The following is a 14,413-nucleotide window of genomic DNA, read 5'->3' on the forward strand; positions in this document are numbered from 1 at the left end:
CTTAGCGCGCGGTGCTGGTGTAGGGCAGCAGCGCCATCTCACGGCTGTTCTTCACGGCCGTGGCGACGTCACGCTGGTGCTGGGTGCAGTTGCCGGTGACCCGGCGGGCACGGATCTTGCCACGGTCGGAGATGAACTTCCGCAGCAGGTTCGTGTCCTTGTAGTCAACGTAGTTGACCTTGTCCTTGCAGAAGACGCAAACCTTCTTCTTCGGCTTGCGAGCAGGCGGCTTCGCCATTGTGTGCTCCATTTGGGGTTCACGGCCCGGCCGGCGTCCTCAGGACGCCGGCGGCCGGGCCGCACGAAATCTGTCAGCTCTTAGAACGGGGGCTCTTCCGAGAAGCCGCCACCGGACGGGGCGCCCCAGCTGCCGCCGCCCTGCTGGCCGCCGGACGGAGTGCTGGACGCCCACGGGTCGTCGGAGGGGCCGGACTGGCCGCCGCCGCCGGAGTTTCCACCCCAGCTGCCGCCGCCCTGCTGGCCGCCACCGCCGCCCCAGCCGCCCTGCTGGCCACCGGCGCCGCCCTGCTGGCCGCCGAAGCCGCCACCGGAGCCGCCGGGGCCACCGGACCGGTTGGCCCGGGTGACCTTCGCGGTCGCCGAGCGCAGGCTCGGGCCGACCTCGTCGACCTCGACCTCGAAGACCGTCCGCTTCTCGCCTTCCTTGGTCTCGTAAGACCGCTGGCGCAGTCGGCCCTGCACGATGACGCGCATGCCGCGCTGCAGCGACTCGGCCACGTTCTCCGCCGGCTGCCGCCAGACGTTGCACGTGAGGAAGAGGCTCTCGCCGTCCTTCCACTCGTTCGTCTGACGGTCGAAGGTGCGGGGGGTGGACGCGATACGGAACTTCGCGACCGCCGCACCCGACGGGGTGAAGCGCAGCTCGGGGTCGTCGACGAGATTGCCGACGAGGGTGATGACGGTCTCGCCTGCCATGGTGGTGATGACCTCTCGGGAAGATGTCCGTTCACCGCTGTTTCACGTGAAACAGCGGACGCGAGCTACCCGAGACCCGAAGGCCTCAGAGGTGGCTCAGTGGGTGTCCGGGCGCAGGACCTTGGTCCGCAGAACCGACTCGCTCAGGCCCATCTGGCGGTCGAGCTCCTTGACGACCTCAGGCGTGGCCTTCAGGTCGATGACCGAGTAGATGCCCTCGGACTGCTTGTTGATCTCGTAAGCCAGACGGCGACGACCCCAGGTGTCGACCTTCTCCACCTTGCCGCCGGCGTTCCGGACGACGGTGAGGAAGTTCTCGATCAGGGGGGAGACAGCGCGCTCCTCGACCGAGGGGTCGAGGATGACCATCACCTCGTAGTGACGCATGGGTAACCCACCTCCTTTGGACTCAACGGCCACGGTCTCTCCGTGGCAGGAGGGTTGTGCAGCGTCGGCACCGGAGCAGTGACGACACCGGCCACCGTAGCGGCCGGGTCCGACAATCGGGCCCCGCTCACCCGACGGGGTGGTCGCCCGGAAGAGGGCGCAAGGGGGCACAACTACACCAGTGCAGACGGCACAGCCTACCCGCACCCGGACGGCCGAACAAAACGCATAGGGGTTGTGAGACCGGCCCAACCGCCGCAATCTGGACGGAACGGGATTCCTGCCCGTTCGTCTCCACGCCAGGAGGTGGGACACATGGCCCAGTCCGTCCACCGCATGCCCGCGCTCACACTGAACACCGACGGCCACCCGCACCCCCGCGAGAACGCCCTGGTGGGCCTCACCGCCGTGCTGGGCGTGATCGCCTTCACCACCTCGTTCTTCCACAACCTGCACCTGCTGACCTCGTGGACCGGTCTGTTCGGGATCATCACGGGGCTGCTCGGCATGTTCGTCTCGGTCACCACGGCCGAGCGCTTCGTGCTGATGATCACGCTCGGCGCCTCCGCCATCGGCTTCTACCTCGGCATCGCCCGGGGCGGCCTCTGGGGCTGAGCCGCCCCGGTCGCACCGTTCCGGAACCCTCGGCGCCCCCGTGGCGTATCTGCAAGGAGACAGGTACGCGACGGGGGCGCCGTCGCGCCCGCAGCGGCGGGCGCCCGGGCCCCGGACGATAGGGTCAGCCCGAGAACCTGGGCCCACCGCAGCCCGACCGACGAGGAGCACCGAGCAATGAGCCTGCGCCTGAGGACGATCACCCGCGAGGAGCACCTCGCCTTCATCAGGAGCCGCGCCTCGGCCAGCCACATGCAGGTGCCGTCGTGGGGCGACGTGAAGGCCGAGTGGCGTTCGGAGTCGATCGGCTGGTTCGACGAGGCCAACCAGCTCGTCGGCGCCGGCCTGGTGCTCTACCGGCAGCTGCCCAAGCTCAAGCGCTACCTCGCCTACCTGCCCGAGGGCCCGGTCATCGACTGGTTCGACCGGGACCTCGACCGCTGGCTCTCCCCGATGCTCGCCCACCTCAAGTCGCAGGGCGCGTTCTCGGTCAAGATGGGCCCGCCGATCGTCATCCGCCGCTGGAACGCCCCCACCATCAAGGAGGCCATCGCCGGCAAGCAGGCCAAGCGCCTGCGCGACGTCGAGGCCGACTGGTACGAGGCGCGCGCCTTCGAGGTGGCCGACCGGCTGCGCAAGGCCGGCTGGCTGCAGGGCGAGGACGGCGGCGCCGGCTTCGGCGACGTCCAGCCGCGCTACGTGTTCCAGGTGCCGCTGGCCAACCGCTCGCTGGACGACATCCACAAGAACTTCAACCAGCTCTGGCGCCGCAACATCAAGAAGGCCGAGAAGAGCGGCGTCGAGGTGTACCAGGGCGGCTACGACGAGCTGCCGATCTTCCACCAGCTCTACCTGGTGACCGCCGAGCGCGACAAGTTCACCCCGCGCCCGCTGTCCTACTTCCAGCGGATGTGGAAGGCCCTCACCGCCGAGGACCAGAACCGGATGCGGCTCTACATCGCCTACCACGACGGCGAGCCGCTGGCCGCGACCACGATGCTGGTGGTCGGCGAGCACGTCTGGTACTCCTACGGCGCCTCGGCCAACCACAAGCGCGAGGTCAAGCCGTCCAACGCGATCCAGTGGCGGATGATGCGCGACTCCTACGCGCTCGGCGGCGGCGTCTACGACCTGCGCGGTATCAGCGACACCCTGGACGAGAACGACCACCTGTTCGGCCTGATCCAGTTCAAGGTCGGCACCGGCGGCCAGGCCGCCGAGTACCTCGGCGAGTGGGACTTCCCGCTCAACAAGCTGCTGCACAAGGCCCTCGACCTCTACATGTCCCGCCGCTGAGGAGGCTGACCCGATGACGCTGTCGCTCTACCTCGACACCGAACGCTGGCGCACCCACCAGCGCTCCGTCCTCGCCGAGTTCCCCGGCCTGGTGCCGGTCGCCAAGGGGAACGGCTACGGCCTGGGCAACCACCGGCTGGCCGAGGAGGCGACGCTGCTGGGCACCGGTGTGCTGGCCGTCGGCACCGCGTACGAGGCGGCCGACGCCGCCGAGTGGTACGGCGGCGAGCTGCTGGTGCTCACCCCGTACCGGGTCGGCGAGGAGGTCCTGCCGCTGCCGCACGCCCGGGTGATCCGGACGGTGGCGAACCTGGACGCGCTGCGGGCGCTGCGCGGCGCCCGGGTGGTGGTGGAGTGCATGACCTCCATGCGCCGCCACGGGGTGAGCGCCGCCGACCTCACGGCCGTCGCCGCCGAGCTGGACGGCGTCGCCTTCGAGGGCCTGGCGCTGCACCTGCCGATGGACCGGCCGGACGGCTCCAGCCCGACCGAGGAGGTCGTCCACTGGGTGGACACCGCCCGGGCGGCCGGGGTGCCGGTGCACACCGTGTACGTCAGCCACCTCGGCGCGGCCGGCATGGAGCAGCTGGCCCAGCGCTACCCGGACATCGTCTTCCGGGCCCGGATCGGCACCCGGCTCTGGCTGGGCGACCACGGTGCGCTGGAGGTCCGGGCCACGGTGCTGGACGTCACCCCGGTGAAGAAGGGCGACCGCTACGGCTACCGCCAGCACCCGGCGCCGGCCGACGGCCACATCGTGGTGGTGGCCGGCGGCACCGCGCACGGCATCGGCCTGGAGGCGCCCAAGTACGTGCAGACCATGGCCTCCCGGGCCAAGGGCATCGCCCGGGCCGGCCTGGCGACCGTCAACAAGACCAAGTCGCCGTTCCACTGGGCCGGCAAGCAGCTCTGGTTCGCCGAGCCGCCGCACATGCAGGTCTCGCTGCTGTTCCTGGACGGCGAGACCAAGCCCCCCGCGATCGGCGAGGAGCTCGGCCTCCAGGTCCGGCACACCACCACGCACTTCGACCGCGTGGTGGACCGCTAGAGCGACCGAAGCGCCCGTGAGCGCCTACGCCTTCTCGGCCGGTTCCGGCAGTCCTGGCTCGTCCAGCCACTGCTCGGAGCCGGCCGGCGCGTATCCGGCGTAGCTCTCCTCCTCGCGCAGCGTCCGGGCGGTGCCGAGCACGAACACGTCCGGGGCCCGGTCGAGCACCCCGCCCGACGGGTCGTCGCTGCCGTCCCAGCGCACCGGGTCGCGGTCCGGCTGCAGGGCGTCGCGGACCACCATCACCACCAGGTAGAGCGTGCCCAGCAGGTGCAGCACGACCGCGAAGTGGTACCAGGCCTCGCCGATCCCGTGCTGCTTGGGCCCGGTGACGAAGCCCAGGTGGGACCAGATGCCCAGGGTGTACAGCACCTCGCAGGCCTGCCAGATCAGGAAGTCCCGCCAGCGCGGCCGGGCCAGCACCGCGAGCGGCAGCAGCCAGAGCGCGTACTGCGGCGAGTACACCTTGTTGACCAGCACGAACAGGGCGACCACCAGGAAGGCCAGCTGCGCGAAGCGCGGGCGGCGGGGCGCCGAGAAGCCGAGCCACGCTATGGCCAGGCAGCCGAGGACCATCAGCACACCGATGTAGAGGTCGAGGTCGGCCAGCCCCGTGCCCCGGCTCTGCATCAGGATCAGCCAGAACGAGCCGTAGTCCTCGGCGCGGTGCTTGCTGAACACGTAGAAGGTCGACCAGCCCTGCCAGTTGGCCGCCATGATCGGCAGGTTGACCAGCAGCCAGGAGCCGGCCGCGCCGGCCAGCATCACCCGGAACTCGCGCCACTTCCCGGCTCGCCAGCAGAGCACCAGCAGCGGGCCGATCAGCAGCACCGGGTAGAGCTTGGCCGCGGTGGCCAGGCCGATGAAGACACCCGCCCAGCCGGGCCGGGAGCCGGACCACCAGGCCATCGCCACGGCGGCCAGCGCGACCGCGAGGAGGTCCCAGTTGACCGTGCCGTTCAGCAGCAGGACGGGCGCGAGCGCGAACAGCAGGGCGTCCCAGGGGCGGCGGCGGTGGGTGCGCGAGAGCGCCACCACGGCGACCACCGCGCAGGCCATCAGCAGCCCCGCGTTGATCGCCCAGAACCACCGCTCCTGGTCCTGCGCGGTGCCGGCGCCGGGCGTCAGCCAGGCCGCGACCTGCATGAACAGGCCGGTCAGCACCGGGTATTCGAGGTACTGCAGATCCCCCGAGGTGCCCGGGACGCGGTCCACGTACGGGTGCAGCCCGGCCGAGAAGCCGCGGCCGGAGAACAGGTGCGGGATGTCGCTGTAGCAGGCGTGGATGTACTGCGGCGAACCCGGCTGGAACCAGGCCTGGTTGTAGCAGGGCGCCTTCTGCACCATGCCGAGCACCGAGATCACGATCACCGCCAGCGCCAGGAAGCGCGCCGGGATCCACCAGGAGACGCCCAGCAGCGCCCGGCGGCCGGGCGGGCCGCCGATCACCTCGCTGCCGGCCGCCGCCACCGGGTCCTCGTCGGCCGGGACGACCACGGTGTTGACCGGCGGCGCGGCCGTGGCGACGGCCGGCCCGACCGGTCCTGCGGCGTCGCCGGGCCCGGCCGGCCCTGCGGATTCGTCACGATCGCTCGACGTCATGCCGGACATCCTGCCGCACCGGCCCCACCGGGACGAGGAGGACCCCGCAACGGGCCCGGCCTCCGTCGCCCGGCGGCACGGCGAATCATGACGAAACGGCGGTGGCGGCCCTCCGGAGAGGGCCGCCACCGCCGTTCGGTTCATCCGCTCAGCGGGTGGTGGTCAGGGCAACAGCCCGTTCTGTCCACCGCCCCCGCCGGTCGAGGACGGTGTCGGCGGCCTGCCGCTCGGCTTGGTGGTCGTCGGCGGGGGGTCCGTCGGCGGCGCCGTGGGCGGGGGCGTGCTGCAGCCGAGGAGGCCGCAGCTGCTCGTCGGACCGGGGTTGGTCGTCTTGTGCGTCGACGTCTGGCTCGGCTGCGTGCCCGGGCAGTCCACGCCCGGGACACAGCCCGGGCCCTGGCTGGACACGGGCGGCTGCGGCTGGTTGTTGTTGGTCGGCGGCGGCTGGTTGTTGTTGGCCGGCTGGGTCGCGGGCGGGGCCGACGGGGTGTCGCTCGTCGTCGGCGTGGGCGTCATGCTCGGCGAGACCGGGGCGCCGGAGGAGTCCACCTCGGTGCCGACCGGCTGCGGGGTCGGGAAGTCCATCTTCTTCTCGTTGGCCAGCGCGGCCTTCATGTACCGGGTGAAGACGTCGGTCGGGATGTCACCACCGTGGATGGACTCCTTGCCGCCGGTGCCGTTGAGCGACAGCCGCTCGTGCTTGCTCGGGTCCTCGCGCCACATCGCGACGCTGGTCACCAGCTGCGGGGTGTAGCCGACCCACCAGGCCGACTTGTTCTGGTCGGTGGTACCGGTCTTGCCGGCCACCGGGCGGCCCAGCTCCTTGGCCTTGAAACCGGTACCGTTCTTCACCACGTTCACCAGCACGTCGGTGACGTTGTCCGCGACGGCCGGCTCCAGGGCGACCCGGGGGTCCTTCTTGCCGAAGCCCGGGCGCTCGATGCCGTTCACCTCGACCTTGGTGACCGAGTAGGGCTCGGCCTCCTTGCCGCTGGCCGCCAGGGTGCCGTAGGCGGTGGCCATCCGGATCGGGCTGATGGTGGAGGTGCCGAGGGCGAAGGTCGGGGTCTTCGGGTCGGCGAAGCTCTCCTTCCTGACGCCCATCTGCTCGGCGATGTTGGCCACGTTCTGACCGCCGACGTCCTGGTTGAGCTGGACGAAGGGCACGTTGAACGAGTTCTGCATGGCCGCCCGCAGCGAGACGTAACCGCGCTTGCCGGAGTCCTCGTTCTTCTGCCGGTAGGGCTTGCCGTCGTCGCCGATCACCAGCGAGCCGTCCGGCTTGCGGATCTCGGACATGTCGTCGGACAGGTAGCGGCTGTCGGCGTTGATCCGCTTCGGCTTGCCCTTGTCGTCGGTGGCCGTCTGGACGCCGATCTGCATGGCGGTCGCCAGCACGAAGGGCTTGAAGGTCGAGCCGACCTGGACGCCGATGGCGTCGGCGTTGTTGTCGAAGTGGCCGTTCTCCACGCCGTCGCCGCCGTAGAGGGCGACGATCGCGCCGTCGCCGGGGCGGATGCTGGCGGAGCCGAACTGGATGAAGGTGTCGTTGTTGGGGCGCTTCTGGGCGTTGAGGTTCTCGCCCTTGACGTCGTCGACGGCCTTCTTCAGGGCGTCGACCTTGTCCTTCTCGAAGGTGGTGTAGACCTTCAGACCGCCCTTGTCGATCATCTGCTGGGTGATCGTCTTGTCGGTGGCCATCAGGTACTTGTTGGCGGTGTCGACCAGGTAGCTGACCTCACCGTTCATGTTGGAGCTGGGCTTCTGCGGGATCGGGTCGGGGAAGGTGGCGCACTTCGCCCGCTCCTCCGGGGTGATGGCCTTGGTCTTCACCATGTTCTCGAGGATCCAGGCCCACCGCCCCTGGGCCCGCTCCTTGTTGGCCGGGTTGCTGGGGTCGTAGTACGACGCGCCCTTCAACAGGCCGGCCAGCATGGCGCTCTGACAGAGGTCGAGGTCCTTGGCGTCGACCCCGTAGTAGGCCTGCGCCGCGGCCTGGGCGCCGTTCGAGCCTCGACCGAACCAGCTGGTGTTCAGGTACCCCTTGAGGATGTCCGGTTTCTGCATCTTCTGATTGATCTTCAGCGTGATGAAGAACTCCTTCAGCTTGCGGCTGAGGGTCTGCTCCTGGCTGAGGTACGCGTTCTTCACGTACTGCTGGGTGATCGTCGAGGCGCCCTGGGTCTCGCCGCCCTTGGCCATGTTGTAGACGGCGCGGAGCATGCCCTTGGGGTCGATGCCGCTGTCCTCGCGGAAGGTCTGGTTCTCCGCCGCGATCACGGCGTTCTGCAGGTTGGGGCTGATGTCGGAGAGCTCGACGATCTGACGGTTGGTCTCACCCTTGCGGGTCATCTCCGAGCCGTCGGCCCAGTAGTAGATCGTGTTCTGGTCCTTCATCAGATCCTTGAGCTGCGGGATCTCAGTGGTCTGGTAGAGGTAGAACACCCCGCCCACGCAGGTGGCGAAGAAGATCAGGAAGCCGCTCAGCCACTGCCGCCAGGACGGCAGCCAGCGCCGGACGCCGGTCTTGCCGAACCGCGGGTAGTCGATGAACCGCTTCTTGCCGGGGCCTGCGGCGGCGGCCGCGGACGCGGAGGCGGCGGCAGCACCGCGCCGGCCGCCCTTGCCGCCCTTCTGGGCGGCCTTGCGCATCTCGGCGCGGCCCATCCGGGGCTGCTGAGCGGTCTCCCGTTCGCCCGGGGGGCGCCGGCGGCCGATGCCGTCCGAGCTCACCTCGTCCCGGCCGGGTCCGCCCTGACGGCCACCACCACCCGGGGGCTGCTGCCCGTCACCGCCCGGGCTGGGCGTCCTTCGCCGTCGTTCACTCATGTTGCAGCCACTCCTCGCCAGGCGGTTCCAGCCTGAAGGCAGGGTTCACGTCCGATGCCCGCCAACCGCCCTAACCCCGGAGGTGGTCCTCGTGCACACGCGACAGCGTACGCAGCCGGGAATCCCAACTAATCGGGCATCAGTCCCCAATGACCGCAAAACGGCAGCAGATCATTACACGCCCGTTGCCAATCACTCCTGCGCGTCGGCTTGTGATCACCTTCACGCGTGCCCCCCTTGCCCGTTCCGAGGGCCCGGTTTACTGTTCTCGATATATCGAGCCGATACATCGACGCGGCATACCGCCCGATGCAGCGGCCGGACGACGGCCGAGAGGAAGGAGGACGACGGCAATGGGCAGGCGCTCAGGAGTGCTGGAGTTCGCCGTTCTCGGTCTGCTCCACGACGCCCCGATGCACGGCTACGAGCTGCGCAAGCGGCTCAACGTCCTGCTCGGAACGTTGCGGGCGTTCTCGTACGGAACGCTCTACCCGTGCCTGAAGAGCCTGGTCGCCCAGGGTTTCCTGGTCGAGGACAACCCGGACGTCGAGTACGTCCCGGCCACCGCGCTCAACGGCAAGCGGTCCAAGACCGTCTACCGGCTCTCCCCCGAAGGCAAGCAGCGCTTCGAGGAACTGCTCGCCGACTCCGGGCCCGACGCCTGGGAGGACGAGCACTTCGGCGTCCACTTCGCGTTCTTCGGCCAGACCGACCGGGCCGTGCGGATGCGCGTCCTGGAAGGGCGCCGCAGCCGGCTGGAGGAGCGACTGGAGAAGATGCGCAACTCGCTGGCCCGGGCCCGCGAGCGGTTCGACGACTACACCGTCGAGCTGCAGCGGCACGGACTGGAGTCGGTGGAGCGCGAGGTCCGGTGGCTCAACGAGCTGATCGAGACCGAGCGGGCCAACCGCACCGGCCGGACCGGGCCCGCCACCGGCGGCAACACCACCGCCGTACCCCACAAGACTTCGGACGGCCGTGGCCAGGAGGAAGGGTCCCAGGACCCGCCCGGGCCACCGTACGACCGCCCGGGGCGCTCCGCCCAGGAGCGCTGACACCGCGTCAGCCCTGTGCCGCGCGGCAGGAGTGGGCGCCTCGCGCCCGTACAAGCAGTCATCGAAGAAGCAGGACGAGTGCCGTCGACCCCGGCGGCCCTCATGAGATCACAGGGAGCAACCGGAATGGGTTCGGTTCGCGTAGCCATCGTGGGCGTGGGCAACTGCGCCGCGTCGCTGGTGCAGGGTGTCGAGTACTACAAGGACGCCGACCCGGCCGGCAAGGTCCCCGGGCTGATGCACGTCCAGTTCGGTGAGTACCACGTCCGCGACGTGGAGTTCGTCGCCGCGTTCGACGTCGACGCCAAGAAGGTCGGCTTCGACCTGGCCGACGCCATCGGCAGCAGCGAGAACAACACCATCAAGATCTGCGACGTGCCGCCGACCGGCGTCACCGTCCAGCGCGGCCACACCCTCGACGGCCTGGGCAAGTACTACCGGGAGACCATCGAGGAGTCCGACGAGACCCCGGTCGACGTCGTCCAGGTCCTCAAGGACCAGCAGGTCGACGTCCTGGTCTGCTACCTGCCCGTCGGTTCCGAGGCCGCCGCCAAGTTCTACGCCCAGTGCGCCATCGACGCCAAGGTCGCCTTCGTGAACGCCCTGCCGGTGTTCATCGCGGGCACCAAGGAGTGGGCGGACAAGTTCACCGAGGCCGGCGTGCCGATCGTCGGTGACGACATCAAGTCCCAGGTCGGCGCCACCATCACGCACCGCGTGATGGCCAAGCTGTTCGAGGACCGCGGTGTCATCCTCGAGCGCACCATGCAGCTGAACGTCGGCGGCAACATGGACTTCAAGAACATGCTCGAGCGCGAGCGCCTGGAGTCCAAGAAGATCTCCAAGACCCAGGCCGTCACCTCGCAGATCCGCGACCGCGAGCTGGGCGCCAACAACGTCCACATCGGCCCGTCGGACTACGTGGCCTGGCTGGACGACCGCAAGTGGGCGTACGTCCGCCTGGAGGGTCGCGCGTTCGGCAACGTCCCGCTGAACCTGGAGTACAAGCTCGAGGTCTGGGACTCCCCGAACTCCGCCGGTGTCATCATCGACGCCGTGCGCGCCGCGAAGATCGCCAAGGACCGCGGCATCGGCGGCCCGATCCTGTCGGCCTCCTCGTACTTCATGAAGTCCCCGCCGGTGCAGTACTTCGACGACGAGGCCAAGGAGAACGTCGAGAAGTTCATCCGCGGCGAGGTCGAGCGCTGAGGTCGAGCGCCGGAGCCGGCGGCGGGTGACCGCCGCCGGCCGCGCCGAAGGGCCCACGATCATCGGATCGTGGGCCCTTCACCGTTTCTCGGCGAATGTTTCACGTGAAACGGCGGCCGGTTCCATGGCACTCTGGGCGGGTGGCGATCACCGAGAACGGCAGCACCCACCAGTCCGCACACCGTGCCACGCTTTTCGGTCTGCTCCGCGGCCGGGACTTCCGGCGGCTGCTGACCGCCCGGGTGCTCTCCCAGCTCTCGGACGGCGTCTTCCAGGTCTCGCTCGCCGCCTACGTCGTGTTCTCCCCGGAGAAGCAGTCCTCCCCCGCCGACATCGCCTCGGTGCTCGCCGTGATGCTGCTGCCGTTCTCGGTGATCGGCCCGTTCGCCGGGGTGCTGCTGGACCGCTGGCGCCGCCGCCAGGTGCTCTACTACGGCAACCTGGCCCGCTTCGGGCTCGGCCTGGGCACCGGCGCCCTGCTCCTGGCGGAGGCGCCGACCTGGCTGTTCTTCGCCTCGGCGCTGCTGGTCACCGCGCTCAACCGGTTCATCCTGGCCGGCCTGTCCGCCGCGCTGCCCCGGGTGGTCGAGCAGGACCAGCTGGTCACCGCCAACGCGCTCTCCCCCACGCTGGGCACGGTCGCCGCCGCCTCCGGCGGAGGGGTCGGCTTCCTGCTGCACCAGGTGATGACCCCCGGGCCGAAGGCCGACGCCGCGCTGGTCACGGTGGCCGCGCTGCTCTACCTGTCGGCCGCACTGGCCGCCCGCCGGATGGACCGCGACCTGCTCGGCCCGGAGAAGCACGGCGACCGCCCGGCGCTCGGCCAGGCGCTGGTCCGGGCCGCCGTCGAACTCGGCGCCGCCGTACGCCACTTGGTGCGGGACTGCCGGCCCGCCGTGCACGCGCTGGCCGCCGTCACCGCGGCCCGGTTCTGCTACGGCGTGCTGATCGTGGTCGTGGTGATGCTCGCCCGGTACACCTTCAACGACCCGGCCGACAGCGCGGCCGGACTGGTCACGCTCGGCCAGGCGGTCGGCCTGTCCGCCGCCGGGTTCTTCGTCGCCGCGGTGATCAGCCCCTGGTGCACCCGGCGGCTCGGCCTGGCCGGCTGGATGACGGTCTGCCTGGCGGCCCCGGTGCTCTTCGTCCCGGCGCTCGGCCTGAGCTTCACCCTGCTGCCCTGCCTGCTCGCGGCGCTGCTGCTCGGGGTGGTCACCCAGGGCACCAAGATCTGCGCCGACACCGTGGTCCAGGAGTCGGTCGAGGACGAGTACCGCGGCCGGGTCTTCGCGATCTACGACGTGCTGTTCAACGTCGCCTTCGTGACCGCCGCCCTGGTCACGGCGCTGGTGCTGCCGCTCTCCGGCCGCTCGGTCGTGGTGGTCGTCGGGGTCGCCGCGGTGTACGGGCTCTCGGCGCTCCTCTACCTGCGCTCCGCCCGGCGGTACGGGCCGCTCCCCGGCGACCAGGCCTCCTGAAGGCCCTCGGCCCCTCGGGACGGGGGCGTCCGACCGAGTCGCTAAGGTACGTCAGACCTGTCGGAGCGACAGCACTCGGCCTCGGGGGACGAACTGATGAGCACACCGCCCGGCCCGTACGGGCCACCTCCGCCGTACGGGCCGCCCCCGCAGCCGGCCCCGCCGTACGGGCAGGTGCCGTACATCCCGTCGCAGCCCCAACCCGCACCGCCCGGCTTCGGACCGCCGCAACCCGGACCGCCCCAGCCCGCACCGCCCGGCTTCGGACCGCCCCCGGCCTACGGCCAGCAGCCGCCCGGCTACGGCACCCAACCGCCGTACGGCCAGCAGCCGCCCGTCGGCCCGTACGGCTACCCGCCGCCCGCCCCGGCCGACGCGGCGCCCGCCGCGAAGCGCGGCGTCAAGGCGAAGCTGCGGATCGTCGGCGTGGTCGGCGGCTGCCTCGCACTGGCCGTCGGCTACTTCGTCAGCGGGCCGAGCGTCAGCAGCGCCAAGCCCGGCGACTGCGTCCGGGTGAGCGGCACGCGCGATGTCGAGATCGTCAAGTGCACTGACACCAAAGCGAATTACCGGGTCCTTTCGACGTTCGGCGACACCACCGACGTGAACCGCTGCCGGCAGACACCGCAGACCACCAGCGCCGTCTCGGGCAAGAGCGGACGCCGCTGGAACAAGAAGCGGTACGTGCTCTGCCTCGGCCCGATGACCCCGGCCGGCGCCCCGCTGCCGGGGAAGGTCTGACCTCTCCACCACCACCGCATCCCCGGGGGATCTCTTGTCCGTTCCGCCGCCCCAGCTGCCGTACGGTGCCCCGTCGCCCGACGACGGCAACCCCTACGCCACCGGAAACCCCTACGGCCGGCCGACCCCGCCACCGCCGCCCGGCCCGCCGCCCGGCTACGGCTACCCGGCCGCCCCGCCACCGCCCGACCAGCCGTACGGCTACCCCCCGCAGCCCGCGCCCGGCTACGGGTACGGGTACCCGCCGCCGGCGCCGCAGGACGGTCCCGCCTGCCGCTTCTGCGGCGGCTTCCCGGCCGTGGACGCCACCGTCCGCGGCCACCAGGGCCTGGTCCTGGCCTACCGGATGCTGCGGATGCCGGGCCCGTTCTGCCGCACCTGCGGAACGGCGACGGTGCGCGACCTGTCCGCCCGCACCCTGGTCCAGGGCTGGTGGAGCCCGGCGTCGGTGCTGCTGGCGCCGATCACCCTGCTGCTGAACCTCGCCGCCAACGGCAAGGTCAAGCGGCTGCCGCCGCCCGTCCCGGGCAGCCACGGCCCCCAGCTCGACCCCGGCGTCCCGCTGGGCCGGCGTCCGCACGCGCTGATGCTGCTGCTGCCGCTCTCGGTGGTCGTCACGCTCGTCCTGGCCGCCACCGGGGTGCTCGGCCCGAAGGACGACGGCCCGGCCGCGCCGATCGCGGTACCGACGGTGGCGGTGCCCCCGGTGACCACCTTCTCGGCGCCACCGCTGCCGACCCACGCGCCGCGGCCGTTCCCCTCGCCGACGTTCAGCATGCCGCCGGTGCCCACCATCACGCTGCCGCCGCCGACCGCCCCCAGCACCGCGGCCGACAGCATCGACCGGGCCAACCCCGGCGACTGCCTGCGCAACGAGAACGGCACCGGCGCGACCCACGACGCCAACCCGAAGATCACCATGCTGCCCTGCGGCGACTCCCGCGCCCAGTACAAGGTGGTCTTCAAGTACCTGGCCACGTCCGACGAGAAGGTCTGCGAGAAGCAGCCGAAGTCGGACAGCACCTACACCCGCACCTACTCCAACCTGCCGGCCCTCAGCTACGTGCTCTGCCTGCAGAGCCTCCACGGCTGACCCGGCACGCCCGAGGGGTGGGGGGGGGGGGCGCGGGCGCGGCCCCCCCCCCCCGCGCCGCGCCCCGCCGCGCGCGGCGCCCCCCCCCCCCCCCCGCCCCGCCCCCCCGCGGCGTCCCCCGCGC

General features: G+C 70.8%; 13 protein-coding genes. 8 read left to right on the forward strand and 5 right to left on the reverse strand.

Going from position 1 to position 14,413, the window contains the following annotated elements; genetic code table 11:
- Position 1: 1 nt before the first annotated feature.
- The 3 genes from rpsR to rpsF all read right to left on the reverse strand — a co-directional run bounded on the left by rpsR (position 2) and on the right by rpsF (position 1,323).
- Entirely contained in the window at positions 2-238 is a 237-nt protein-coding gene (gene rpsR / locus AB0P03_RS05545) for a 30S ribosomal protein S18 (RefSeq protein WP_030304537.1), read from the reverse strand.
- An 80-nt stretch (positions 239-318) separates the two neighbouring features.
- Complete coding sequence (locus AB0P03_RS05550) at positions 319-936, reverse strand: single-stranded DNA-binding protein (protein ID WP_363579857.1); 618 nt, start codon at positions 934-936, stop codon at positions 319-321.
- A 96-nt stretch (positions 937-1,032) separates the two neighbouring features.
- Positions 1,033-1,323, reverse strand: a complete 291-nt coding sequence (rpsF, locus tag AB0P03_RS05555; protein WP_063348486.1) for a 30S ribosomal protein S6 — start codon at positions 1,321-1,323, stop codon at positions 1,033-1,035.
- 315 nt (positions 1,324-1,638) lie between these two features.
- Here rpsF and AB0P03_RS05560 point away from each other — a divergent pair, with 315 nt between their 5' ends.
- The 3 genes from AB0P03_RS05560 to AB0P03_RS05570 all read left to right on the forward strand — a co-directional run bounded on the left by AB0P03_RS05560 (position 1,639) and on the right by AB0P03_RS05570 (position 4,282).
- On the forward strand, positions 1,639-1,938 hold the full coding sequence (locus AB0P03_RS05560; protein ID WP_063348485.1) for a hypothetical protein: 300 nt from the start codon (positions 1,639-1,641) through the stop codon (positions 1,936-1,938).
- Positions 1,939-2,115: 177 nt separating this feature from the next.
- The gene (locus tag AB0P03_RS05565; protein ID WP_063348484.1) at positions 2,116-3,234 is read left to right on the forward strand and encodes a peptidoglycan bridge formation glycyltransferase FemA/FemB family protein; all 1,119 of its coding nucleotides are present in this window, start codon (positions 2,116-2,118) and stop codon (positions 3,232-3,234) included.
- Between the two features lie 13 nt (positions 3,235-3,247).
- Positions 3,248-4,282: an alanine racemase gene (locus tag AB0P03_RS05570; protein ID WP_363579858.1), complete on the forward strand. Its 1,035-nt coding sequence runs from the start codon at positions 3,248-3,250 to the stop codon at positions 4,280-4,282.
- A 24-nt stretch (positions 4,283-4,306) separates the two neighbouring features.
- Here the strand turns inward: AB0P03_RS05570 and AB0P03_RS05575 are convergent, their stop codons facing one another.
- Both AB0P03_RS05575 and AB0P03_RS05580 read right to left on the reverse strand, forming a co-directional pair.
- The gene (locus AB0P03_RS05575) at positions 4,307-5,884 is read right to left on the reverse strand and encodes a glycosyltransferase 87 family protein (RefSeq protein WP_363579859.1); all 1,578 of its coding nucleotides are present in this window, start codon (positions 5,882-5,884) and stop codon (positions 4,307-4,309) included.
- A 162-nt stretch (positions 5,885-6,046) separates the two neighbouring features.
- Positions 6,047-8,713 (reverse strand): transglycosylase domain-containing protein, encoded by a 2,667-nt coding sequence (locus AB0P03_RS05580; RefSeq protein WP_363627898.1) that lies wholly within the window; start codon positions 8,711-8,713, stop codon positions 6,047-6,049.
- A gap of 353 nt (positions 8,714-9,066) precedes the next feature.
- On the opposite strand from AB0P03_RS05580, the gene AB0P03_RS05585 reads away from it, so the two are divergent.
- The 5 genes from AB0P03_RS05585 (at position 9,067) to AB0P03_RS05605 (ending at position 14,289) form a co-directional block, all read left to right on the forward strand.
- Complete coding sequence (locus tag AB0P03_RS05585) at positions 9,067-9,768, forward strand: PadR family transcriptional regulator (RefSeq protein WP_063348480.1); 702 nt, start codon at positions 9,067-9,069, stop codon at positions 9,766-9,768.
- A gap of 126 nt (positions 9,769-9,894) precedes the next feature.
- A complete protein-coding gene (locus AB0P03_RS05590; protein ID WP_363579861.1) occupies positions 9,895-10,977 on the forward strand; it encodes an inositol-3-phosphate synthase in 1,083 nt (360 codons plus the stop codon).
- A 140-nt stretch (positions 10,978-11,117) separates the two neighbouring features.
- Positions 11,118-12,455: an MFS transporter gene (locus AB0P03_RS05595; protein ID WP_363579862.1), complete on the forward strand. Its 1,338-nt coding sequence runs from the start codon at positions 11,118-11,120 to the stop codon at positions 12,453-12,455.
- A 96-nt stretch (positions 12,456-12,551) separates the two neighbouring features.
- A complete protein-coding gene (locus AB0P03_RS05600) occupies positions 12,552-13,196 on the forward strand; it encodes a hypothetical protein (protein WP_363579863.1) in 645 nt (214 codons plus the stop codon).
- A gap of 34 nt (positions 13,197-13,230) precedes the next feature.
- Positions 13,231-14,289 (forward strand): hypothetical protein, encoded by a 1,059-nt coding sequence (locus tag AB0P03_RS05605; RefSeq protein ID WP_363627899.1) that lies wholly within the window; start codon positions 13,231-13,233, stop codon positions 14,287-14,289.
- The last annotated feature ends 124 nt before the right edge of the window (positions 14,290-14,413 follow it).

It is taken from the genome of Kitasatospora sp. NPDC088779, assembly GCF_040685395.1.
GTDB lineage: Bacteria > Actinomycetota > Actinomycetes > Streptomycetales > Streptomycetaceae > Kitasatospora.